Raw genomic sequence first — 23,805 nt, forward strand, 5'->3', positions numbered from 1 at the left:
TTTACTTTCAATACATTAGCGCTTCGCACTTCAGTACTAAAGTCAAAAAGAGATTTTATTTACTAAAACGTCTTGTTGACTTTCTTCTTGCTAAGAATATGCCAAAAGAAAAATATTTTATCTAAAGTTTGAACTCGATCAGTTGTTTAACCGTATTCTCTTTCGATGGAGCCGCATTATAGAGACTTTGATCACTCTGACAAGTCTTTTTAAAAAAAAAGAATGTAATTGCTGATTATTTCATCTAATGTGAACTATGTGTCTGTAAATAAGCTCATGCGAGTATATTTATACTCAATTATTATTAATTACAGACCATTAAAATTGGCATCATTATAGACTTGATGTTAAAACACCCATTAACGCATTCTTCTCTTTCCCTTTTGAGATGTACTTTAAATATGAAATCAAATAATCAAACCACAATAACAGTGATTGCCATCGCCATCATTGGCGCCTTAATCTTCAGTATGTTCAGCAGTACTCCACCAGCCATTAGTTTTGCGCTTGGTGCAATGCTAACAGGATTGGCGTTGCGATTTATGCAAGAAAACAAAAATCCCATCCTCGATGAATTAGATCCTTCTCAGAGTAGCAAAACCCTTTATGTTGGCAACCTTCCCTATCGTGCTAATGAGAGTGACGTAAAAAACCTTTTTGCAGAGCATGGTGATGTTTTTGCCGTGCGCCTAATGAAAGATAAACGCACAGGAAAACGCAGGGGCTTTGGTTTTGTTGTCATGAACAGTCAAGACGCAGAACATGCAATTGATCAACTCAACAACCAAGAATATGGCCAACGTACATTAAAAGTACGTGAAGCTAATGAACCTAAAAATGCGGATAGTTTAGATCTTGAATAATATCTAATTGCATTTCATTTAAGCTTTTATTCAGCGCCGCAGCATCATATGTTGCGGCGCTGCTGTATGTGACATTATGTATCGCATTAGGCACCACGATAACATCATTCGATAATTCTAATAATGATACGACCCGTTTAGCAATTGCTTTACCTGAATCAACAATATTGACCTGATATTTTAATGCCTGCTGAATTTCTTGCTTTATAAGTGGAAAATGTGTGCAGCCTAATACAATACTATCAACAACACCTTGCCATGGTTTTAGTATCTCAATTAATTCCCCCATATCTACCGACTTACCGCGTAGCTTCTGCTCTGCCATTTCCACCAATCGAGTAGAACCAATCATTTTAACGTCACAACCATTCGCAAATTGCTGTACTAATTGATGAGTATAAGGACGGTTAACCGTTGCAGGCGTTGCCAGTAAACCAATCGATTTTGTTTGACTAGCCAGCGCTGCAGGTTTTATCGCTGGCACAACCCCGACCACAGGTATTGTTAACTGCTGACGTAACGAAGGTAAAACGATAGTACTGGCAGTATTACAGGCGATAACCACCAAATCAGCCTGATACTGATGAGCTAATAACGACACAATATGATTAGTACGCTTGATTAGCGTTGCATCATCCAATTCACCATAGGGAAAAGCGGCATTATCGAAAGCATAGATAAACTGCACTTGAGGTAACAAAGCGTAGATTTCTTGATATACAGATAAACCACCTACCCCTGAATCAAAAATGACAACTTTTTTCACTACCACTTACCTTATTACATTACGATATCGGGTCGTTATGATACTGCGATGAGTCAGTCTCTACCAGTGCATAGCGTTGATAGCAAAACCGTGAATCTGTTTCACACCCTAACCATATCAGGTTAAGTGGTTGCTGATAAAAAGGACCATCGACGACTAACGAATGAAATTCTCCATTCTCGCCACAGAGATCAATGGTCGGCGGTAATTCAGTTAATAATTCACGATCAAACCAACGCCCACAGAAACGCGTATCCAATTGAGTACTATCAACGGTAACCAATTTCGTTTTAATCCCGCATTCAATTATTTCATTGGCTAACTGATGGCTAGGCTGCCCAAGTAATGGAAAAACACACTCCCAACCTGCTGGCTTAATATACTGACGCCGATAATCAGCAATACCATTACAAAACAAATCACCAAAAGCGACAGCATCAAACGGTAACCCACAATTTTTTAGCCCATCAACAATCATCTGTTGATAAATATCATTGGCTGGAAATACTTCAGGTAATGCAATTAGCACTAATGGTAAACCAATTAACTGCGCTTGTTTTTTAACAACTGCAATAGGTGTTGCTTGAAAAGGGACATCGTTATCAACATGGGTTGTATAAAGCCCAACAACCTCATAGTTAGGATCATTCATTAACCGCCATAACGTTAAAGCTGAATCTTTACCTGATGACCAACTAATAATCACTTTTTGTTTCATATTTATCACCATCAAAAAAGCCGCACAATGGCGGCCTTGAACTATAAAAAATCACACCTTAGAACTGATAATTAATGCTGGTATAATAAGTTCGACCCGGCATCACATAGCCACCAGCCGTTTCGTAATCTTCATTTAGAAGGTTAGCTACTCGCCCTTTTAAAGCAAGTTTTGGCTGCAACCAATATGTTAATGCAATATCCCATGTATCATATGCAGGCAATTCAACATCTGAAATATCTGGACGCTTACCGTGATACTGGTAAGTCACTGCGGTATCAAGATCACCATAGCTTGCCGTACCCACCCATTTAAATGAGAACTTCTCACGACGTATAAGTCGTTGGCCTTCACTGTCACGAGGATCTTTAAAATCAAAGTTCAGCTGGTGAGTAATAATACCCGTATCAAAGTCAGCTTCGACTTCAACCCCTTTAATTTTACTTTCCCCGTTAACATTGTCATACGATGGCGTGCCACTAACATACTCAATTAAATCATCAATACGCATTTGGTAAGCGGTAACAGCAACGCTTGCAATATCGTAATCAGCATGGAGAGATACATCGATATTTTTTGATGTTTCAGGATTTAAATTAGGGTTACCCGTCGACCAAGCACTTTTAACGTAAAGTTGGTAAAGATTAGGGGCTTTAAATGCTGTGCCGTACGAACCACGAAGTTGAATGTTGTCAGTTAAAAACCAACCACCAGCAATATTGTACGTTGAATGAGTGCCATATTGCTGATTATCATCAAGACGAACACTGGTTTCGATGCTAACTGGAGAGTAATCCCATAAGCCAATCGCATAATAGCCAGTATTATCTCGTTCTTTATTGCCCGCAAAACCCGTTAAATCATTCCATTGCTCTTGGCGCCAATCAATACCACCACTCACTAATAATGTTGATAATAGTTGATATTGGTTATGCCATTGAACATTACGTTGGTGATATTGATCCTTGCGATTCACTGCATTAGTTTTATCGATCAAATCAAGATTGTCTTGTTTTTGATAATCAAGAATCAGTGATGACTTATAGCTATCCTGCGCATATTTTAAACCCGCAGAATAATCATTAAATTCAGTTTCCGATCTCACATACTGATGGCCAGAATACACACTAGAACCATCATATTGAGAGTGGTTTTTATACCAACGAGTCGCAACAAAACCCGAGATTTCGTCACTAAACTGGTGATGGAGTGCTAACGATGCATTACGGCTATCAAAACCATGTTTATCACCATCATTCAATCCAGGTTGAGGATGTACGTTATAGCCTTTATCATTTTCATAACCAGCAGCAACTTGTAATACGCTGTTATCACCGATGTTATACGCACCAGAAACATTTGCTTCTTGATAATTATGGCTACCAATGCCTAAATCTAATTTCGTTTTTGATGGTGTATCCGTCCCAGTCAGGGTAATGATGTTAATTACCCCACCAATGGATTCAGAACCATAAATTGCCGCCCTAGCACCACGAGTAAATTCAATCCGCTGTACTTGAGTTAATGGAATTTGATTAAAATCTACGTTACCCGCCACAGAGCGAGCCATACGAATACCATCAACCAAGACCAAAACTTGATCCGAGTTTGCACCTCGCACAAAAATACTAGAACTTTGTCCACGACCACCATTTTGAGTGATCTGTACCCCAGGTAATAAACTCAACACTTCCGTTAGTGTTTTCGCTTGTACTTTATCGATGTCTTGACGAGTCACGACATTAAAAGGTGCCAGCACTGAGGTTACAGGTTGCTCAAAACGATTGGCGGTTACCACCATTACATCATCAGATGTTGTATCAGCCGCAAATGAAGCAAAAGAAGGGAGGCACAACGACGCTACCGTCACGGCTAAAAGGGATTTTTTCATTACAATTTCCTAAGTCGCGTTTATAACAAAGCAATATTGCTTGTCTTGCTGGTTGGTATTCGGACTTAAGAGCATGACCATTAGGTCGCCTAGGCAACAACTTCCCATTGCCGCTATACTAAATAATGCAGTGATTATCAGTAGGGAGCATCAACAGTGTTTGGATTACATCCATGTGCGTTCGTTCTCTATTACCGCTGCGCGTCAGTTACGGATTTACACCGTATTCCCGAGCCGTCTAAGGCTTAACCAGCACAGCGAGAATGCTAGTGTTGTATTGCTTTTATGTCTAGTTTTGTTTGGTATTAGTTATGAGTTTTTGGATACATAAATATTTTAATTTGGATCAACACTGGACATCAGTGTGCAATGCAATAAAATCTGCGGTCTTATTTTGAGCAGTCGAGGCACACACTATGACATCCACCGTCCTTAATATCGCTGATTACCAGCCCCAGTTGGATGAAAAAGCAGCGCGTATTCAAGATCTACTTAGCGATTTTGAAACGCCTGAATTGGAGGTGTTTGCCTCTCCTGCAGAGCATTACCGTATGCGTGCAGAATTTCGTGTTTGGCACGAAGGCGAAGAACTGTATTACATCATGTTCAATCAACACACTCGTGAAAAATACCGTGTTGATAAATTCCCGGCGGCAAGTCGTCTAATTAACGATGTAATGCCAATGCTACTTGAAGCAATTAAGCCAATAAAAACCCTGCGCCACAAACTGTTTCAGGTAGATTTTTTATCGACCCTAAGTGGTGAAATTCTGGTTTCTATGCTTTATCACCGTCAGCTTGATGATGAATGGACAGTAGCCGCAAAACAGCTAAAGCAACGTTTAAATGATGAAGGGTTTAAGTTAAATCTGATTGGTCGTGCACGTAAGATGAAAATCGTCTTAGACCAAGATTACGTTATTGAACAATTAAAGGTTCACGATAACGCACTGACTTACAAGCAAGTTGAAAATAGCTTTACCCAACCTAACGGTGAAGTCGCACAGAAAATGCTAGAATGGGCAGTTGATTGTACTCAAGACAGCGCAGGTGATTTACTGGAACTGTACTGTGGTAATGGTAATTTCTCATTAGCACTTGCGCCAAACTTTGAGCGTGTACTGGCAACAGAACTAGCAAAACCATCGGTTGATTCTGCACAATACAATATTGCGATAAACAATATTGAAAACGTACAAATTATTCGTATGTCTGCGGAAGATTTTACTGATGCAATGGCGGGTAAACGTGAATTCCGTCGTCTAAAAGACCAGAATGTTGATTTGCAAAGTTATAACTGCAACACCATTTTTGTCGATCCACCACGTTCAGGTATGGATGACGGTACTTGTCGCATGGTACAAGGCTACGACAACATCATGTATATCTCATGTAATCCTGAGACATTACGTGACAATTTAGCCATCTTAACTGAAACCCACAACATTACTCGATTTGCCTTATTTGACCAATTCCCTTACACCCATCATATGGAAGCGGGCATATTACTAGAGCGTAAATAAGCTGTAGTCCTCAAAGGTAAAAATAAAAAAGGCGCTATCAGCGCCTTTTTCAAATCACAGCGAATATAACTTACGCTGCTTTTTTATCCATGACACCCATTTTGTATGACACCCAAAATAGTAATACCAATGTAATTATTAGCGGAATGAAATTTGAGCCCATATCAGGGTATTCTGCGCGAAGTAATGCCGCATAACCAAATATACCAACGAAGAAACATGCACTCGCAACGGCAGTAATACCTTCCGCCATAGGTTTACGCATATATTCTTGATATAAACAATACACTGCCATGGCAAATGCCAAGACAGGAAAAATAGAGAATGTTACATAACTTGAAAACAATACTGCCAGAGTACCGTAACCACATACACCTGCGATTATAGATAAAACTAATGTTTTACGCTCTGCTTTAAGTTTTTGCTTTTCCATATATAATTCACCAAAATCAATATAAGATTATAGTTTCTGCCTGAGCTCTCGACGCTCACGCTCTTTGCGGTACCAATAAGCACCTTTTGCAATCATTCTAAGTTGCATAATCAATCTTTCAGCATGCTCAATACGAGCATGACAATCAAGATCCAACGCCTCAGCACCGGAACTAAAGACCAATGTCACTGACGCTTCAGCTTGCGTATAAGCTTCTTCATGGGTTACCCCCGTTTTAGCTTCAAGATACTCAGCCAGTTCAGCCACAAAATGTTGTATTTCTCGCACAACTGCAGCACGAAAAGCTGTTGATGTACCAGAACGCTCACGAAGCAGCAAGCGGAATACGTTAGGACTACTTTCAATGAATTCCATAAAAGTCTCTACTGAAATACGGATAACACTGCCTTCAGTAGCAATACGCTGTCGAGCTTGACGCATTAATTGACGAAGGATTAAACCGCCCTCATCAACCATGGTTAACCCTAACTCATCCATGTCTTTAAAGTGACGATAAAATGATGTAGGTGCAATTCCTGCTTCACGCGCAACTTCGCGTAGACTTAAATTAGAAAAACTTCGCTCGGCACTTAATTGGCTAAAAGCGGCATCAATCAATGAACGCCGAGTTTTTTCTTTTTGCTGAGCCCTAATTCCCATCAATTATCTGCTTCTCTGTGATTTTATTACAATGATGCTCTGCTTACACAGTAACATCTGCGTCATTGCAACGACGCTATACTTCCATATAGTAAAGGTAGAGCGCGACCGACGCAAAGCCAGATTGATATCATTGTACATTTTACATCACAAAACGTGGCGCTGATTTAACAACCAATAACACACAATTAAAAACGAAGCCCATTAGGCTCCGTTACTGACTTTATTGCTTATTTTAGCTCTTTATTCCGCAACCATTAAGCGATCATCTGCCGTTAGAATCGATGTCCACGGTAATAGCTCATCACCCAGCACAATAAAGTTTGGATTCTCTAAAGTCTGACGCTGGTTATAAGATAAAGGCGTTATATGGGTATTAAAAATACGGCCACCCGCTTCTTCAACAATACATTGGGTAGCGGCAGTATCCCACTCACCGGTTGGCCCTAATCGTAGGTAGCAATCAGCGCCCCCTTCTGCGACCAAACATGCTTTTAGAGAAGCAGAACCTAATGCAACGAGATCATAGTGATATTGGTTATCAAACCGTGCCTTGGTGGTATCAATATCCTGCCGACGGCTAATGGCGATGGTTAACCCACGTAATGGCAACTGATGTTTAGTCGTTGAGATCGTACTGGTTTCACCTGCTGCGGTTATTTTATGTGCCCCTTGACCTTGTGCCGCATAATACGTCACGCCAGATACAGGTGCATACACCACTCCCATAACGGGCTTATTATTATCAATTAACGCAATTACTGTCGCAAAATCACCACTACCCGCAATAAACTCTTGAGTACCATCTAAAGGATCGATTAACCAATAACGTGGCCACTGACTACGTTCGGCTAATGATATTACGGTGTCTTCCTCTGACAATACTGGAATATCAGGGGTTAATTGTGACAACCGCTCAATCACTAATTTATTAGCCGCTAAATCAGCGCTAGTAACTGGCGTGTTATCTGATTTAATTTGCTGCTCAAACTGCCCTTGTTGATAAATATCTAAGATCAACCGACCTGATTCTTGGGCAATATCGATAACATCATTAATAAGATGGTTTAATGTCATTGGTTATTCCTCGCAAGCTAAATACTTCAGCGCTAAAAATAACGCACTGATACTACGCGCTTCGGCAAAATCTAGATGATTGAGTAACTCTTCTGCTTGAGCTAATGGCCACCGTACAATTTCTAGAGGCTCAGGTTCGTCACCTTCTAAACGCTCAGGATATAAATCTTGCCCCACAAACAATGTCATTCGGCTAGAAAAATACGAGGGCGCTAAAATCACTTCTTTTAATGGATGTAATCGCTGCGCACCAAAACCGATTTCTTCTTTTAATTCACGGTTTGCCGCTGCTAATGCACTTTCACCAGCATCAATTAATCCTTTCGGAAAACCTAACTCATAACGCTCAGTGCCAGCAGAATACTCACGAATCAATAATAAATCACCATCAGCCGTGACAGGTACGATTAATACCGCATGACGTCCGCTCGGCTGCATACGTTCATAAGTACGCTCTACACCATTAGAAAAACGTAAATCCAATGATTCAATTTTAAAAAGTCGTGATTGTGCTACAACCTCGGCTGCTAAGATTTGGGGTTTATCTTTGCTGAACGCCATTTATAAGGCCCTGTTTAATGAAAAGCATTACCAGAATAAGAAAAGCTTACTCGAATTAAAAGCAAATAATCATCAGAAATAAATAGGCAGCCGTAATCGACTGCCTAATGTGAACAAATTGATGATTGAAATGATAACGAGCGCTACAAACGTCCCGAATAATTAACCTTATACTGTCCCTTGGTATTAGGATCACCTAACCATTTTAATTGCGCTGCTAATTTATCAGGGAACGTTGCCCCAGGCTTAAACCAGCCATTAAGTTTATAGTGGCGGTTAGTGGCTAAATTAACATGCCAGTCACTACTGACATCCGCTGAGGTTTGCTTGACTTTAGCGACAATCGCGCCTTTTTCACAGCTAAGATCAGCAAAAACAGGCCCAGGTTTAATCGTCCCCATTGGCGTTTCTGCTGCACCTTGTACCCAAGCTAATGTCGCATTCAACGTTTTACAATAAGGGGCAGCATAATGATAATTTCTAACCGTCAGTTCTAAATTACCATCAATAGATACCGGAACAGGAAGCGGCGCTTGTGATACGGCTTGCGCCGCAGGCATAGATAACAACAGTTTTTCAGCAAATGGACCAGACAAGCTGTAACCCACTAAACCTTGCCCTTTTAGTTGCCATTCACTGCCTTTGCCAAAGCGGACATTAAACGCCAATTCACCTTTCAACAATCGACCAAGTTGCATATCCCATTGCAGCTGACCAAAAGGTTGATTTTGCCAACGCACATTGGTCGCCGATCCTTGCCATGGTGTACCTGAGATCCCTTCTAGATCGAGACCTTGTATTTTAGGCGCATACTGCCACAACCAACTCGCTGGAATATGAGTGACTAGACTTGCTATAAATACCGCACCAAAACTGGCACCAACTGCTAATTTAAATTTCACACTTATCCTCGCCCTAACTGCAAACGGTTTACTTCAACCATACCGTTTTTATCGGTTTTTGAGAGATCAATAAACTGCGTGTTAATGCCAAAACTCTGCTGCAAATACACTAACCAATTAACGAGCGTATCAAACGGTAATGGTTGCACCCACACTTGTAGCGCATCATTACGTGGCTGCATTCGAATCAAATCAATTTTAAATCGAGTCGTGGTTTCATTAATAACTTGGTTAAGTCCTTCATCACTAACATTTACCGTTCCACCAGCACGTTTAAGTGCCGTAATTTGATTGGCTTTATGCTCAACCCAATTTAATAACTGTCGCTGTTGATTAATTTTATTTTGAGCATCTATTGCACGTTGATTCAACGGTTGCCACACACCCCAGTAAAGAATCGCAATCATTAGCGCACTGCCAGCCCCAAGCAATAAATGTTGTTCCCGTTGGCTGAGAGCTTTCCACCATGCCTTAATCTCTGCCATTAGGCTTTTCTCCTCAACACCACAGCACCACTGACTAAATTATCTTCTTTGGTTAACTGGCCCTGATCAACTACAAACTGAGTTGCTAATGCACTGCGTAATTGCTCAAAATCTTGAAAACCTGCCGCTGTTGCTTGCAAACGTAATTCGCCTCGAGTTTGATCATATTTAAGGTTTACAATCTTAATCGTTGGCACTTTAGTTAATGCTGGCTTTAATTCGCTTAACCACATTAGCATGCCATTTTGTTCACCATGACCACCTAAACTTTTCAACGCTGCATTCATTTGATTTTTCAAATAACTCTGCGAAGGAATACGTTTAAATTGAGGCAGAACTTGACGAAAAATACGATCACTTTCAGCTCGGTATACATTAGCTTGTTGTTCTAAACGCTGCGTAGTTAGTACTTGCTCACCGACAAGCGCAATTAATACTACCGCTGCGGTGATTGCTACTTTGCGCCATGGTTGTAAATGCTTACGCCATGCCGCTTGTGGCTTATAAGGCCCTGACAGTAAAGTTGCTTTAGAGTCAGCAGCGCCAATAGCTAACAACTGCATCACTAATTCCGGCGTTTGAGGTTGCCAATGACCTGAGGTATTTGCTGGTGCTGGCGTATAGTGATGAATCGTCACTTGCGCCAAACTCTCCGTCGCCGCAACAATCGATTCCACCTCTTCAGCTAACTGTTCAGCTTCAACTTCTGGCGTGATGTCATCACTATCATCGTCGGCGTTATCTGCTGGTGTTTCAATCACTATTGGGGCTTTTTGAGCCGTGATCCATGATCCTAACCAACTTGAATCGGCACATACACCCATTGCTTCTGATTGTCGTATAAGCCACTGCCCATCAATTTCAGCGGCACTATAGCCCTCACTAAACAGTGGCAAACATAAACAATCTGGAATCAGTTTTTTAAGCTCAATGCCACATTCGCTAAATGCAGCTAACCATGCCACTACTTTTTGGTGTTCAATGATTGCAACTGTCGCAATATCATTCTCACGTTTAAGTAATTGCACATGTAAACTATCGACATCTTGAGCCAGCTCTTCTTCAAGCAGATACGGTAATACCGCCGCTAATTGACGGCTACTGCCGATAGGGATCGCTACTTGCGTTAGCAGCATCTCACTGGTTGGTACTAAACCATAAACAGGACGAGTGACAGCATATTCAGTTAATTCACTTAGCTGGTTAATATCAGCCAATTGACCCGAGGCTATCACTTCATTTTGTAGTGGCGACCAGACTAGCCATTGCACCGGCATTCCCGGCCGGCTACTTAGCCTTATCGTCAGAAATTCGCTCACGGATTCCTCCATACTGGCGACGAACGACCGTCACCTTGTTCTTATCATCACGATTAAATAATGCCACGGCTCGCACTCGGGCACGGTCTACTTTTATTTCAGCATCTAACGAAAAATAATGACTGGTAACAGTTAAATATTTTTCCATTGTATTTGTCGTCTTATCTTTTCCTGAATCAGCATCTTGCGTTGGCGGTTGTGGTACTAACTTCATAAAATCAGCCACACTGTCCCACACGGTATGCTTCTTATCACGCTCAATAATGATTTTTTGCGCATCTTGTAATGATAACGATGGCGCAAATAAGGCTGATAACAACACCGCATTTTTTTCAGTAATGGTATTAACATTAATCAACATGTCATCGGTCGGTAACGCACAAATTAAACCTTTAACCTGCTGATAAATTTTATCGGACACCCCATTAATGGCTCTAAATTCACTGCCATCCGCCAACCAATCATTGGCCGTTACATAAGGGGGCTGAAAGCTTTCATAGGTACTATCTTCCGCACCGTACGCTGACTCCACGGTAGTGTTATCATCCACAAACTCCCAACTTGAATCAGCAATCACTTCCGCTTCATAGTCATCAACACCTGATTCTGTGAGAATGTTTTGTAAATAGGTCACTAAAAAAGGCTGCTTACTACTACCTGCGCCGGCTTTAATATTTTTAAAAGCATTCAAATTAAAACAAGTTTGTTTATCCGTTAAATTACCACTAATTACCGCATTACTGTCTAAAGGGTAACTTTGCTCACCCACAGCCCAAGCTTGGGTTAAGTTTACGGTTTTGCTGTCTTTAAGGCTTTGTTTTAATGCTTGTGATGCTAATGCTTCTATTCCTAAGCTGTACCAATAACTTTGTTGATGCTCAACTTGGTTTTGAACGCGATGAAAATTGAGTTGCAACCGCTCCGTCATTTGTACCGCTAATAAACTCATCAAGGCAACAAGCAATAACACCACGATCAGTGCGACCCCACGTTGCTTTATCATCCTTCTTGCTCCTGCTTATTACTCGTCAACGAAGAAGTGGGTAATAAATAAATACGCTCAATCTCACCCAATTTTTTTAAGGTCATGATCACTTTGATACCCGCAGGCAAGCTCTTGGCTTTATCCCATTTCTTGTGCCATTGCTTATCATAATAAAATTCAAACTTTAAATCGGTGACGCCCGTTAATAACACGCGCACCAACGGCTTAGCCCCCGTCACAGTATCAGGGTAACGAAACCATACCCGCTCTAAGTTATCGTCGATAATACGATAACCGACACGCGTAACATCACCACGAGGAAACATTGATTGCGGATTTTGCCAACCACCACGAACAAAAGTGATCCCTTCACTGCTTGAATCTAATAAATACTCACTTGCCTGTAGAATATTATCCGTTGGTTTTTCAGCATCCGATCTAAATTTACGCGCCACAATCTGCCGAAAATCATTATCCATCATGATCATGGTGCGCTGAATGGCTTGTAAGCGTTGATTGTGATCTTTAGATTGTGCATCACTGCGTAATACATTGGTTAACACTTGATTGGCAGATAAGCTCAACATCGCAAATACTGCAATCGCCACCAGAACTTCCAACAACGTAAAACCTTGTTGGTGACGATGATTAATTGCTGACATAGGTCTTTACCGTAATAACTGAATGTTTACGCTGCGAATCGGTAGCCACCGATATTTCAATTTGGCGTAATAGTTTTTGTTGGGTTTTGGTGCTGGTGACCGTCCAATACCACTCTTGATCAGCTAAGCTTGATTTACCCCGTTTTACTGAACTTGGGTACTCGCCACTTAAATGCAGCTGCGCTAATTCATTATCTGCCACCATCGACGCGAGAGTTTTCTGTTCTAAATAACCTAAGCTATTTAAGTTCTGACTTACTGCCCGCACCACACTTAATGCCGCGACAGCAAAAATAGCCAACGCCACTAACACTTCTAATAATGTAAACCCTTGTGAGCGTTTCATTACGATCGTTCCTGCGTTGATAACGCGTGTTCGGAGAGATATTGATCCAATGTTTGCCCTGGGGTTAATAACACTAAATTCCCCACTTCATCCGCAACAACTTGCCAAAACTGATGTTGTTTATCAACTTCAAAACTAACTGTAAATGGGGTGTATTCACCACTCGCCATCACCACAATTTGTGGCGGTAATTGTTTCTGTTCCTGATCAGACTTTTTAAATATGTCGTCATTTTTAAACATTGAATCAGATTTAAAAAGTCGGTCTTTATCTTTCCATGCTCCACCAATAGTCACCGTCGTCGTAATACCCGTCTCAAGTTTGACATTGGTAAAAAATTTAACGCCTTCTAACGGTTGCCAACCATTTTGAGTCAGCTTTAAAAAATGGTATTGGTGGGGTTCAATACGAATACCGTAATCAACCCCATTTAACATTGCATCTTCACCCAAAAGTTGGGCTAAATGATGAAAGCGTAGCGCCTGTTCTTTGACCTCATCACGTTTATTATTGGGTAACGTCGACACCACAGCAACAGCACTGGTGGCTAATAACACCAACACCAACATAATTTCAATTAGAGTAAAACCTGCATTACGTTTCATCATCATTTTTAACTTTATTTGTTGTAGTTCAACATATTCCAGTTGCCGATATCAGTATTAATACCGTCACCGCCTTCTTGACCATCAGCGCCAAGACTGAAGATATCAACCGCACCATGCTCACCCGGTGCTACATATTGATAATCGTAACCCCATGGGTCTTGTGGTAAACGTTTAATATAGCCACCATCACGGTAATTACGCGGTTCTGGTGAAGATGAAGGTTTGGTTACTAATGCTTATAGCCCTTGATCAGTAGTTGGGAACACACTGTTATCAAGCTTGTACATTTCCAATGATTGCTCTAACGAACTAATATCGGTTACGGCTTTTTGTTGATCCGCTTTTTCTTTATTACCTAATAGGTTTGGCACCACTAAACTTGCCAACACCCCGAGAATTACAATAACGACCATTACTTCTAACAGCGTAAAACCACGTTGTTTTTGTTGCATTATTTACCCTCCAAAAGAAAATCTACATTCCGACCATGTTATTTAATTCAATAATCGGCATTAAGGTTGCGATCACGATAAACATTACCACCCCCGCCATAGCTACAATCAATAACGGTTCAAACACCCCTAACGCCATATTGACTAAAGACTCAAAATCGCGATCTTGGTTATCCGCTGCACGGGTGAGCATTTGTTCAAGCTCACCGCTGCGTTCACCACTGGCGATCATGTGTAGCATCATCGGTGGAAACAGCGCTGTTTTTTCTAAAGAAATACGTAAACTTGAGCCTTCACGCACTCTATCTGCGGCTTCAAGGATCTTCTTATTAACGTAAGTATTAGTCATGACATCAGACGCGACTTTCATACCATCTAACAGTGGTATTGCACTGGAAGTACAAATAGACAATGTCCGTGCAAAACGCGAGGTGTTTAACCCTCTTGCGACTTTACCTATTACAGGTAATCGTAAAATAGTTCGATCCCATTTCATTCGAAAGACGGGCTTTTTAAGGGCGCTTTTAATGAAAGCAATGAATGCCACAATAACAATCACTACCAGCAATCCCCAATGTTGAACAAAATTACTGGCAGCCAATAACACTTCAGTAATTGCTGGCAAACCTTGTTTCATTTGCACAAATTGATCGACAATTTTTGGTACAACCGTCGCCAACAAGAATGCCACCACCGATACCGCAACCAACGTTAGCATTAACGGATAAATCATCGCTTGCTGTAACTTACTGCGCATCTGCTGGCGGTTTTCACTGTAATCAGCCAAGCGATTTAATATCGTATCTAAATGCCCTGATTTCTCACCCGCAGCGACCATGGCGCGAAACAATTGATCAAACACATGTGGGTATTCCGCCATACTGTCAGCCAAGGTATAGCCCTCAAGCACTCGTGAGCGCACCGCGAGTAAAATATTTTTCAAACGCGGCTTTTCATTTTGTTCCGCTACCGCCTTGATGCACTCTTCCAGAGGCATCGAAGCTTGCACCAAAGTGGCTAACTGACGGGTAATAAGCGCTAACTCATTGGTACTAATACCCCGTCGAAATGTGAATTTACTCGGTGCTGCCGCGGTTTTTTTACCTTGGCCTGAGGTTTGGTTAACCTCTATCGGCACTAACCCTTTTTCGCGCAACTGCTGTCGAACCTGACGCGAAGTATCACCTTCTAGCACACCTTTTTTGTGGCGGCCTTTGGCATCTAACGCTTTATATTCAAATGCTGCCATTAGCTTTCCTTAGTCACGCGCATCACTTCTTCAAGGGTGGTGATCCCTTGGCGCACTTTATCTAAGCCGTCATCACGAATACTTGGTGTTGTTTGGCGGACATATTTTTCAAGGGCTAGTTCACCCGCTTCCGCATGAATCAACTCTTGTATACGTTCATCTACCTGTAAAAGCTCGTGAATACCCGTACGACCGCGATAGCCTTTAAAATTACATTTATCACACCCGCAAGGACGATACAGAGTCAGGCTATCTGTTGCAGTTAACTTAAACAGTTTCTTCTGTTCGGTATCTGCATCATAAGGTTGGCGACATTCAGCACATAAGGTACGTACTAAACGTTGCGCCAATACACCCAGCAATGATGATGACACCAAGAAAGGTTCGATTCCCATATCTCGCAAACGGGTGATCGCACCAACAGCGGTATTAGTATGGAGGGTTGATAACACCATATGACCTGTTAATGACGCTTGAACTGCAATCGCGGCGGTTTCTAAATCACGAATCTCACCAATCATTACCACATCAGGATCTTGACGTAGAATGGCTCGCAAACCACGTGCAAAGGTCATATCAACTTTACTGTTTACTTGAGTTTGGCCGATACCATCGATATCAAATTCAATCGGATCTTCAACAGTTAAAATATTACGTTCAACACTATTTAGCTCTTGTAAGCCAGCATACAACGTGGTTGATTTACCTGAACCCGTAGGGCCCGTTACCAGAATAATCCCATGAGGACGATCAATGATCTTGCGGAATAACTGATGGTTAGTCGCTGTCATACCTAAACTGTGTAAATCAAGGCGAGTGGCATTTTTATCTAATAAACGCAGAACCACCCGTTCGCCATGTGATGATGGCATAGTTGAAACCCGCACATCTACCGCACGGCCACCGATACGTAATGAAATACGGCCATCTTGTGGGATCCGTTTTTCAGCAATATCCAACTTCGCCATTACTTTAATCCGCGACACTAACAACGGCGCTAACTTACGGCTGGGTTGTAATACTTCACGCAACATACCGTCGACACGAAAACGAATCGATAATATTTTCTCAAAGGTTTCGATATGAATATCAGACGCCCCTTCTTTGATCGCTTCTGCAAGCATCGCATTGATCAATTTAATGATTGGCGCATCATCTTCCGACTCAAGCAAATCTTCCGTTTCAGGCAGATCTTCCGCTAACGAAAAAAAGTCATCGCTGTCAGAACCTAAGTCTTCCATTAACTGGCGCGCTTCTGACGAATCACGTTGATAAGCATCAGTCAGCTTTTGCTCAAATTGCGACTCTGATAGCGCAACTGGGTAAAAGCCCTCACCAACAACCCGCCGTACTTCTGCTAACACGATTGCTGATAATTGACCGCAATAGTACAACTGCCATCCTTGTTGATTGGCTTCAATCACCACATGATGGCGCTTAGCAAAAGAAAACGGCAATCGGAATAAGACTGCGGTTTCTAACGCCAAAGACGCATCTGCCATTAGTGTTTCTCCAACTGCGATACAAATGCACGTACTTCTGCTGGTAGCGCCATATCATCACCATATTTTGGAATAACAGGCATTTCAACATCCATTAAACGCATGCCTTTATCTGCTTGGTACAACTGTTGAGCACGAATATAGTTATATTTACGCTGTGTCATACCATCGGCACTCATTCCATCACGTAAAATCGTTGGACGAATGAAGATCATCAAGTTCGTTTTTTCAGTTTGGTTATTGGTCGAACGGAATAGCGCTCCCAATACTGGAATATCACCTAAGATCGGCACTTTTTGCTCAGACTCAAGGGTTTTCTCTTGCATCAAACCACCAAGTGCAATCATGTTACCGTCTTTAACTATCACTGACGTCGTTAGCTCTCGCTTATCAAACCGAATATCAACCGCGCCATTAGCATCAGCAACTTGCGAGACGACTTGCTCGATCTTCATTTGTACTGAGTCACCTTCGTTAATTTGTGGCGTGACTTTTAGTTGAATACCGACATCTTTACGTTCAACGGTAGTAAACGGGTTATCGTTATTTGAACCCGTTTGCGAGCCAGTAGTAACAGGGACTTCTTGACCAACAGACAAGTTAGCTTCTTGATTATCAAGCACGGTAATATTCGGAGTTGAAAGCACGTTAACATTACGGTTCGATTGCACCGCCGTCACCAATGCTGTCCAATCCCCTAACGCAATTGCAGCCGCTGCGCCTTTAACACCACCAAGGAAGGTAGCCATTGGTGCTAAATCACCACTTTCAGTCGTTTGATACGTATAAGGTTTGCCGTCAGAATCGTAACGCGTTTCCGTTGTGGTGGTATCTTTACCTGCTTCTTGTGCAGATAATAATCCACCAATCGGTGCACTACTGTTACCAAACTGAACCACACCGCCATCTTCAGAACCCCACTGAACACCAAAGTCGACCCCTTCGCCTTCTTGAACTTCAACAATCATTGCTTCAATGTGAACTTGCGCACGACGAATATCGAGCTGAGCAATAATCGATTCTAAGCGTTTCATTACATCAGCAGGTGCTGAGATAATTAATGAGTTTGTTGGTGCATGCGCGGAGATCATGACATCGTCTTTAGTTGCGCTCTGACCTTGACCTGAATTGCCTTTGGTCGAGGCTTGAACATTTTCAGAGACCCCTTTTAGGACATCGACTAAATCTTCTGCTTTGGCATATTTAAGATAAAATACACGGCTATTACCACTAACAGCCATCTCTTTATCCAAACGATGAATCAGGTTTTTTAAGCGCTCACGGACTTTAGGATCGCCAGAAATTAATACAGCGTTAGTGCGTTCATCGGCAACCGCTTTAGGAATAAGAAAGCCTGGGGTTGATGATGCTTCAGCACTTTTATTCAATGAATCAATAATACGTACCATTTCTGATGCCGACGCATTATTAAGCGACACCACGGTCACATCTTTATTTCCTGCGCGGTCAACACGTTCAATGATTTCTGCTAATCGGTTTACTACCGCAGCACGGCCGGTGATCATAATGATATTGGCGGGATCATAATGAACAACATTACCTGCACCTGCGTTATCATTAAGCTGGCGTAATAAGGGTGATAACTCACGCACTGAAACATTTTTAACAGCAATGACGCGAGTAACAACCGCATCACCAGGAATGTTTTTGTCATTAGCATCAACTACAGGAATCGCCGCTGTTTTGGCATCTTTGTCACGAATAACTTTCATGATGCCATCTTCCATCGTCACAACAGCATAACCATAGACATCAAGCACATTCAGGAAGAAACGGTAATATTGCTCTTCGTTCAATAAATCATAACTACGCACATTCACTTGCCCGCGCACAGCAGGATCGATAATGATCGTTTTATGTAGCGTGCGACCGACAATATTAATGAACTCTTGAATATCAGTCCCTTTAAAGTTGGCACTTAATTCATCAGCCATTGCTTGACTACAGAACAAGCTACTGGCTAACAATAGGGCACTTTTACCCATCCATTTTTTCACAAAAAACTCCTGCTTTATTGCATATTCATTTCAAGCTAAGCACTAAGGTGTTATTGCAGCTCAATGTGGATATCATGTAACTGACCGTTACGCTCAACCGTCAGTGTAAAATCAGTGGCTGAAGACAACTCACCCCAAAGTTTGGCCATAATTGCAGGATTGGTAAGGCTATTACCATTAATACTCACTGCAAGATCATTGGCTTTAAGACCAACCTGATCAAATAAAATTCTATTTTTACCCGGATTGACACGATAGCCTTCAATTTGGCCATCTTTTTTTACCTGAGATAAACGGATATAGCTAAATAAGGTTTGTGGCTCTGATAAAATTTCTTGTTTAATTTTGGCAAGTTCAGCCGTATTACTATTAGTTTGAACAGTATTACGTTGAGATTCAGCCGCCGTTACTGATGGTTTAGTAAATTTTAAGCCTTCAAGCATTAAGGTTTCATCACGACCATTATTACGAATAATAACCCGATCGTTATACACCGCGATTAAGGTGGCACGGGTATTATCAATAACTTCGTTAATACCGTAAGTATTTTGTTTACCGTTATTAGTCACCACAGCTAATGCTTTTGATGGCGTTGAATTAGCCACCACACCCACTAACGTTAATCGTAATTGAGTTTGCGGTGCGTCTTGTTTAACGGGCTTAGTCAAAATAGGGGCAGAATTTTCCTGATAACGACCAAATAAATTCAGGCTTAATAATTCATTAACGGGTAATTGTTGCTGAGAGGTATTCACGGTTACTGCAAGAGGTTGCCAGCGAGCAACAGCAGGGGTGGGTTCAACAATAGACCACACTAAACGTCCCACAACCCAAGCTAATATCACCACAAAAAAACAAGTCAAAATACGTGTAACTGATTGTAATGATAACGGACATTTGGTTGCTGCAATAGCAAACCACTTTGAAGCAAGCATAGTGAAATCCATTGTTAAAATACCAAGAACCATTAAACAAATAAGTGCACTGCAATCGTACATAGAAATTAAACTGACTATGATCGCCTGTTCATCACTGAAATACTATTTAATAATCCACACAAAACACCATAGTATCTAAGAATTTAATGATTTTTTGTAATAAATTATGACACTGTGATTGAAATCCTCGGCTAATATCACCATTTATAATAAATAGTCACATTACTGATGTTATTCGTAAAATGTGATAATTTATCGTTTCAGCAAATAAAGGCACCGTGATGGGTCAAAACACCTCGAATATTAAACAGGTTCGTCTTGATAAATGGTTATGGGCTGCCCGCTTTTACAAAACACGTTCAATTGCTCGCGCGATGATTGACGGCGGTAAAGTGCAGTACAATGGTCAACGGTCAAAACCAAGTAAAATTATTGAGCTTGGCGCAACGGTTAAATTACGGCAGAGTAACGATGAGAAAATAATCATCATTGAACAAGTTTCTGACTGCCGCCGTGGCGCACCAGAAGCACAACTGCTCTATCGAGAAACGGCTGAAAGTATTACAGCCCGCGAACAGACAGCAAAAATGCGCAAACTCAATGCTTATGACAATCCAAGTCCAGAAAAACGACCGGATAAAAAGCAACGCCGCGACATTATGCGATTCAAAAATATTAACGCATCTGAATAAATAACTCAGTGCTAACCTAGTAAATTATAATTTCAACAGTGAGTGCTTTATTGCAACGGTTTAACCCGCCTTGGTTGCGGCGTTGACCATAAAGTAATTACAGTCCATTTTATCCCTTTACTGGGTTGGCTCTATAGCTGGAGAATACATACTCATGACAAACGATAGTTTAAACCGTTACCTTTTTGACGGCGCAGCAGTTCGCGGTGAATTAGTACAGGTAGGTCAAACTTACCAACAAATTATTGCGGATAAAAACTACCCAGCACCAGTAGTAACATTACTAGGTGAATTATTAGTAGCAACCAGCCTATTAACTGCAACCTTAAAATTTGAAGGTTCTATTACTGTTCAAGTCCAAGGTGATGGTCCGGTAAGCTTAGCGGTTATCAATGGCGATCATAACCAACAATTACGTGGTGTTGCACGTTGGAACGGTGATATCGAAGCCGGTAGCATTCATGACTTAATGGGCAAAGGTCACATGGTGATCACCATTACGCCAATCAAAGGTGAGCGCTACCAAGGTGTTGTTGGTCTTGATGGCGATACATTGGCTGAATGTCTTGAAAGTTATTTTAAAAATTCAGAGCAATTAAAAACCCGCATCTGGTTACGTACTGGTGAAATTGACGGCCAAGTAAAAGCTGCAGGAATGTTATTACAAATCATGCCTGATGGTACAGGTACGGAAGGCGATTTTGAGCATTTAGAAGCGCTAACTGAAACCGTTAAAGATGAAGAGCTATTTACGCTAGAAGCACAAGATGTGCTGTATCGTCTTTACCACCAAGAACAAGTACAGTTATTTGAAGCACAACCTGTTAGTTTTGAATGTGGTTGTTCTCGTGAGCGTAGTGCAGCTGCCATCATGAGTGTTCAACCTCAAGAAATTGATAATATGATTGCTGAAGATGGCAAAGTATCACTGCATTGTGATTACTGTGGTACTAGTTACGATTTTGATAGTATTGACGTTGCAGCGCTACGTGACAATAATGCGAATCCTGCTGATAGCGATCAAATTCACTAACATCTATTCCACTCTTTTTAAAACCGGCAAATTAATGTCGGTTTTTTTTTGCTTAATTTTCACGTTTTATATCATTCACCATCGCCACAACGTATATGCGTTTATATTTCAACTTTAATTGTGTGTTTTTTGCAACCTGACCGAGTAAATATCGACCACTATCACAACAAATAAAAATTAACATTTACGCAAAATAAAACCACTCGCGATTTCGATATTTTTACCTAAAATTAACATACTGATGGTTGGTTTTTTGATGACCGTCCCTGATTTAGCAATTTAGGGTTGTTAGCATGATTGGTAGTTATACAACATCTTACCCTAGGAGCACCAATGATCACTACACGTGTCGATAATAAGGTTGCAAACAACATGGATTTATCCCAATACGGTATTACCAATGTTACAGATGTTATTCGTAACCCATCTTACGAAGTTCTTTTTAATGAAGAAACTAAACCAGAACTTGAGGGTTACGAGCGCGGTATAGTTACTGAGCTAGGTGCCGTATCTGTTGATACCGGTATTTTTACGGGTCGTTCACCACAAGATAAATTTATTGTGCGTGACAACACTACCAAAGATACGTTGTGGTGGTCAGATCAAGGTAAGAATGACAATAAAGCCCTAACACAAACAGCATGGTTAGAGCTTAAAGAATTAGTCACTAACCAGCTATCAAACAAACGTCTTTTTATTGTTGATGGTTATTGTGGTGCTAACCCTGATACACGTCTTTGTATTCGTGTCATCACTGAAGTTGCATGGCAAGCGCATTTTGTGAAAAACATGTTCATTCGCCCAACAGAAGCAGAGCTTGAAAATTTTGAACCTGATTTTGTGATCATGAATGGTTCAAAGTGCACTAACCCTAAGTGGCAAGAGCACGGCATGAATTCTGAAAATTTCACTGTTTTCAATCTTAGCGAAAAAATGCAACTTATTGGTGGTACATGGTACGGCGGTGAAATGAAGAAAGGTATGTTCGCAATGATGAACTACTTCTTACCACTGCAAGGCATTGCATCAATGCACTGTTCAGCCAATATGAGTAAAGACGGAGATGTTGCAGTATTCTTTGGCCTTTCTGGTACAGGTAAAACAACTTTATCAACCGATCCTAAGCGCGCATTAATTGGTGATGATGAGCACGGTTGGGATGACAATGGCGTGTTTAACTTTGAAGGTGGTTGCTATGCAAAAACCATCAACCTATCAAAAGAAGCTGAACCTGATATCTACAATGCTATTCGTCGTGATGCACTATTAGAAAACGTGACAGTACGCAGTAATGGTGCCATTGATTTTGATGATAATTCAAAAACTGAAAACACCCGTGTTTCTTACCCTATTTATCATATCGAAAACATTGTTAAGCCAGTATCCAAAGGCGGCCATGCCAATAAAGTGATCTTCTTATCAGCAGATGCTTTTGGCGTATTACCGCCAGTTTCAAAATTAACCCCAGAGCAAACAAAGTACCATTTCCTTTCTGGCTTTACGGCTAAGTTAGCCGGTACTGAGCGTGGTATTACTGAACCGACACCAACGTTCTCAGCCTGTTTTGGTAATGCATTCTTAACCTTACACCCAACTCAATATGCAGAAGTGTTAGTTAAGCGTATGGAAGCCGCAGGCGCTGAAGCTTACTTGGTAAACACAGGTTGGAACGGCACAGGTAAGCGTATTTCAATTCAAGATACACGTGCAATCATTGATGCAATCCTTGATGGTTCAATTGATAAAGCAAATACCAAACAAATTCCAATCTTTAATCTAACGGTTCCAACATCATTAGCTGGTGTTGATCCAACAATTCTTGATCCACGTGACACTTACACTGATCCACTACAGTGGCAAAGCAAGGCTGAAGATTTGGCTCATCGCTTTATTACTAACTTTGATAAGTACACTGATACTCAAGAAGGCCAGCAGTTAGTCACTGCAGGTCCACAACTCGGTTAATTTAACGCCTCATTGAATTATCCGTTAACAGCCTCTTTAATTAGGGGCTGTTTTTATTTTATATCAAGATTCCCCAATTAACGCACTAACCAAAAACCTTGCTAAAAATATGTTTTTATCTCACCCTCAATAAGCCATTATATTGATATTACGCTTT

The 23,805-nt window shown here is 41.2% G+C and carries 23 protein-coding genes, 1 pseudogene and 1 riboswitch; of the genes and pseudogenes, 5 read left to right on the plus strand and 19 right to left on the minus strand.

The features are described 5' to 3' along the window. The first annotated feature begins 401 nt into the window (after nt 1-401). On the plus strand, nt 402-863 hold the full coding sequence (locus tag GLP24_RS14180; protein WP_221944417.1) for an RNA recognition motif domain-containing protein: 462 nt from the start codon (nt 402-404) through the stop codon (nt 861-863). Here GLP24_RS14180 and murI read toward each other — a convergent pair. The 3 genes from murI to btuB are packed head-to-tail and all read right to left on the minus strand — an operon-like array spanning nt 832 to nt 4,238. Further along, nucleotides 832-1,629, minus strand: a complete 798-nt coding sequence (gene murI, locus GLP24_RS14185) for a glutamate racemase (protein WP_232578073.1) — start codon at nt 1,627-1,629, stop codon at nt 832-834. The two genes, GLP24_RS14180 and murI, sit on opposite strands and share 32 nt — an antisense overlap. A gap of 19 nt (nt 1,630-1,648) precedes the next feature. Next, nucleotides 1,649-2,347 (minus strand): Dph6-related ATP pyrophosphatase, encoded by a 699-nt coding sequence (locus tag GLP24_RS14190; RefSeq protein WP_101769585.1) that lies wholly within the window; start codon nt 2,345-2,347, stop codon nt 1,649-1,651. 58 nt (nt 2,348-2,405) lie between these two features. Continuing rightward, nucleotides 2,406-4,238, minus strand: a complete 1,833-nt coding sequence (gene btuB, locus GLP24_RS14195) for a TonB-dependent vitamin B12 receptor (RefSeq protein WP_232616179.1) — start codon at nt 4,236-4,238, stop codon at nt 2,406-2,408. A gap of 33 nt (nt 4,239-4,271) precedes the next feature. Then, nucleotides 4,272-4,507: riboswitch (cobalamin riboswitch) on the minus strand. Nucleotides 4,508-4,654: 147 nt separating this feature from the next. On the opposite strand from btuB, the gene trmA reads away from it, so the two are divergent. After that, nucleotides 4,655-5,761 (plus strand): tRNA (uridine(54)-C5)-methyltransferase TrmA, encoded by a 1,107-nt coding sequence (gene trmA, locus GLP24_RS14200; RefSeq protein ID WP_152654074.1) that lies wholly within the window; start codon nt 4,655-4,657, stop codon nt 5,759-5,761. Between the two features lie 70 nt (nt 5,762-5,831). Here the strand turns inward: trmA and GLP24_RS14205 are convergent, their stop codons facing one another. The 16 genes and pseudogenes from GLP24_RS14205 to gspC form a co-directional block, all read right to left on the minus strand. Next, nucleotides 5,832-6,194: a YijD family membrane protein gene (locus GLP24_RS14205; RefSeq protein WP_101769582.1), complete on the minus strand. Its 363-nt coding sequence runs from the start codon at nt 6,192-6,194 to the stop codon at nt 5,832-5,834. 27 nt (nt 6,195-6,221) lie between these two features. Continuing rightward, a complete protein-coding gene (gene fabR, locus GLP24_RS14210) occupies nt 6,222-6,854 on the minus strand; it encodes an HTH-type transcriptional repressor FabR (protein WP_101769581.1) in 633 nt (210 codons plus the stop codon). A gap of 243 nt (nt 6,855-7,097) precedes the next feature. After that, entirely contained in the window at nt 7,098-7,931 is an 834-nt protein-coding gene (gene cysQ, locus GLP24_RS14215; protein ID WP_232600425.1) for a 3'(2'),5'-bisphosphate nucleotidase CysQ, read from the minus strand. 3 nt (nt 7,932-7,934) lie between these two features. Then, entirely contained in the window at nt 7,935-8,492 is a 558-nt protein-coding gene (gene nudE, locus GLP24_RS14220) for an ADP compounds hydrolase NudE (protein ID WP_107238088.1), read from the minus strand. A 143-nt stretch (nt 8,493-8,635) separates the two neighbouring features. Further along, complete coding sequence (locus tag GLP24_RS14225) at nt 8,636-9,394, minus strand: type II secretion system protein N (RefSeq protein WP_232616180.1); 759 nt, start codon at nt 9,392-9,394, stop codon at nt 8,636-8,638. A gap of 2 nt (nt 9,395-9,396) precedes the next feature. Next, nucleotides 9,397-9,879 (minus strand): type II secretion system protein M, encoded by a 483-nt coding sequence (locus GLP24_RS14230; protein ID WP_232616181.1) that lies wholly within the window; start codon nt 9,877-9,879, stop codon nt 9,397-9,399. Continuing rightward, nucleotides 9,879-11,198 carry a type II secretion system protein GspL gene (gene gspL / locus GLP24_RS14235; RefSeq protein ID WP_232616182.1) on the minus strand — a complete coding sequence of 440 codons (1,320 nt, stop codon included), beginning with the start codon at nt 11,196-11,198 and terminating at the stop codon, nt 9,879-9,881. Before gspL ends, GLP24_RS14230 begins: the two co-directional genes overlap by 1 nt. Continuing rightward, nucleotides 11,167-12,201 (minus strand): type II secretion system minor pseudopilin GspK, encoded by a 1,035-nt coding sequence (gene gspK / locus GLP24_RS14240; protein WP_101769575.1) that lies wholly within the window; start codon nt 12,199-12,201, stop codon nt 11,167-11,169. Before gspK ends, gspL begins: the two co-directional genes overlap by 32 nt. Continuing rightward, a complete protein-coding gene (gspJ, locus tag GLP24_RS14245) occupies nt 12,198-12,845 on the minus strand; it encodes a type II secretion system minor pseudopilin GspJ (protein ID WP_045036824.1) in 648 nt (215 codons plus the stop codon). The genes gspK and gspJ overlap by 4 nt, the downstream gene beginning before the upstream one ends. Then, nucleotides 12,832-13,191 (minus strand): type II secretion system minor pseudopilin GspI, encoded by a 360-nt coding sequence (gene gspI, locus GLP24_RS14250; RefSeq protein ID WP_045036825.1) that lies wholly within the window; start codon nt 13,189-13,191, stop codon nt 12,832-12,834. Before gspI ends, gspJ begins: the two co-directional genes overlap by 14 nt. Continuing rightward, on the minus strand, nt 13,191-13,799 hold the full coding sequence (gspH, locus tag GLP24_RS14255; RefSeq protein WP_221944477.1) for a type II secretion system minor pseudopilin GspH: 609 nt from the start codon (nt 13,797-13,799) through the stop codon (nt 13,191-13,193). The genes gspI and gspH overlap by 1 nt, the downstream gene beginning before the upstream one ends. A gap of 11 nt (nt 13,800-13,810) precedes the next feature. After that, nucleotides 13,811-14,251, minus strand: a pseudogene (gspG, locus tag GLP24_RS14260) (type II secretion system major pseudopilin GspG). 22 nt (nt 14,252-14,273) lie between these two features. Further along, nucleotides 14,274-15,500: a type II secretion system inner membrane protein GspF gene (gene gspF, locus GLP24_RS14265; RefSeq protein WP_101769572.1), complete on the minus strand. Its 1,227-nt coding sequence runs from the start codon at nt 15,498-15,500 to the stop codon at nt 14,274-14,276. Continuing rightward, complete coding sequence (gene gspE / locus GLP24_RS14270; protein ID WP_101769571.1) at nt 15,500-17,002, minus strand: type II secretion system ATPase GspE; 1,503 nt, start codon at nt 17,000-17,002, stop codon at nt 15,500-15,502. Before gspE ends, gspF begins: the two co-directional genes overlap by 1 nt. Then, nucleotides 17,002-19,020 (minus strand): type II secretion system secretin GspD, encoded by a 2,019-nt coding sequence (gene gspD, locus GLP24_RS14275; RefSeq protein WP_101769570.1) that lies wholly within the window; start codon nt 19,018-19,020, stop codon nt 17,002-17,004. Before gspD ends, gspE begins: the two co-directional genes overlap by 1 nt. A 50-nt stretch (nt 19,021-19,070) precedes the next feature. Next, a complete protein-coding gene (gene gspC, locus GLP24_RS14280; protein ID WP_101769569.1) occupies nt 19,071-19,955 on the minus strand; it encodes a type II secretion system protein GspC in 885 nt (294 codons plus the stop codon). A 284-nt stretch (nt 19,956-20,239) separates the two neighbouring features. On the opposite strand from gspC, the gene hslR reads away from it, so the two are divergent. The 3 genes from hslR to pckA all read left to right on the plus strand — a co-directional run bounded on the left by hslR (nt 20,240) and on the right by pckA (nt 23,648). Further along, nucleotides 20,240-20,650 carry a ribosome-associated heat shock protein Hsp15 gene (hslR, locus tag GLP24_RS14285; RefSeq protein ID WP_101769568.1) on the plus strand — a complete coding sequence of 137 codons (411 nt, stop codon included), beginning with the start codon at nt 20,240-20,242 and terminating at the stop codon, nt 20,648-20,650. Between the two features lie 154 nt (nt 20,651-20,804). Beyond that, nucleotides 20,805-21,683 carry an Hsp33 family molecular chaperone HslO gene (gene hslO / locus GLP24_RS14290; protein WP_101769567.1) on the plus strand — a complete coding sequence of 293 codons (879 nt, stop codon included), beginning with the start codon at nt 20,805-20,807 and terminating at the stop codon, nt 21,681-21,683. Between the two features lie 333 nt (nt 21,684-22,016). Next, nucleotides 22,017-23,648 (plus strand): phosphoenolpyruvate carboxykinase (ATP), encoded by a 1,632-nt coding sequence (pckA, locus tag GLP24_RS14295; RefSeq protein WP_152654082.1) that lies wholly within the window; start codon nt 22,017-22,019, stop codon nt 23,646-23,648. The last annotated feature ends 157 nt before the right edge of the window (nt 23,649-23,805 follow it).

The organism is Photobacterium carnosum (genome assembly GCF_021236965.1).
Classification (GTDB): domain Bacteria; phylum Pseudomonadota; class Gammaproteobacteria; order Enterobacterales; family Vibrionaceae; genus Photobacterium; species Photobacterium carnosum.

Coding starts and splice junctions, on each gene's coding strand:
- GLP24_RS14180 (WP_221944417.1), top strand. CDS start 402: ATGAAATCAAATAATCAAACCACAATAACAGTGATTGCCATCGCCATC.
- GLP24_RS14190 (WP_101769585.1), bottom strand. CDS start 2,347: ATGAAACAAAAAGTGATTATTAGTTGGTCATCAGGTAAAGATTCAGCT.
- btuB (WP_232616179.1), bottom strand. CDS start 4,238: ATGAAAAAATCCCTTTTAGCCGTGACGGTAGCGTCGTTGTGCCTCCCT.
- trmA (WP_152654074.1), top strand. CDS start 4,655: ATGACATCCACCGTCCTTAATATCGCTGATTACCAGCCCCAGTTGGAT.
- GLP24_RS14205 (WP_101769582.1), bottom strand. CDS start 6,194: ATGGAAAAGCAAAAACTTAAAGCAGAGCGTAAAACATTAGTTTTATCT.
- fabR (WP_101769581.1), bottom strand. CDS start 6,854: ATGGGAATTAGGGCTCAGCAAAAAGAAAAAACTCGGCGTTCATTGATT.
- cysQ (WP_232600425.1), bottom strand. CDS start 7,931: ATGACATTAAACCATCTTATTAATGATGTTATCGATATTGCCCAAGAA.
- nudE (WP_107238088.1), bottom strand. CDS start 8,492: ATGGCGTTCAGCAAAGATAAACCCCAAATCTTAGCAGCCGAGGTTGTA.
- GLP24_RS14230 (WP_232616181.1), bottom strand. CDS start 9,879: ATGGCAGAGATTAAGGCATGGTGGAAAGCTCTCAGCCAACGGGAACAA.
- gspK (WP_101769575.1), bottom strand. CDS start 12,201: ATGATAAAGCAACGTGGGGTCGCACTGATCGTGGTGTTATTGCTTGTT.
- gspJ (WP_045036824.1), bottom strand. CDS start 12,845: ATGTCAGCAATTAATCATCGTCACCAACAAGGTTTTACGTTGTTGGAA.
- gspI (WP_045036825.1), bottom strand. CDS start 13,191: ATGAAACGCTCACAAGGGTTTACATTATTAGAAGTGTTAGTGGCGTTG.
- gspH (WP_221944477.1), bottom strand. CDS start 13,799: ATGATGAAACGTAATGCAGGTTTTACTCTAATTGAAATTATGTTGGTG.
- gspF (WP_101769572.1), bottom strand. CDS start 15,500: ATGGCAGCATTTGAATATAAAGCGTTAGATGCCAAAGGCCGCCACAAA.
- gspE (WP_101769571.1), bottom strand. CDS start 17,002: ATGGCAGATGCGTCTTTGGCGTTAGAAACCGCAGTCTTATTCCGATTG.
- gspC (WP_101769569.1), bottom strand. CDS start 19,955: ATGCTTGCTTCAAAGTGGTTTGCTATTGCAGCAACCAAATGTCCGTTA.
- hslR (WP_101769568.1), top strand. CDS start 20,240: ATGGGTCAAAACACCTCGAATATTAAACAGGTTCGTCTTGATAAATGG.
- hslO (WP_101769567.1), top strand. CDS start 20,805: ATGACAAACGATAGTTTAAACCGTTACCTTTTTGACGGCGCAGCAGTT.
- pckA (WP_152654082.1), top strand. CDS start 22,017: ATGATCACTACACGTGTCGATAATAAGGTTGCAAACAACATGGATTTA.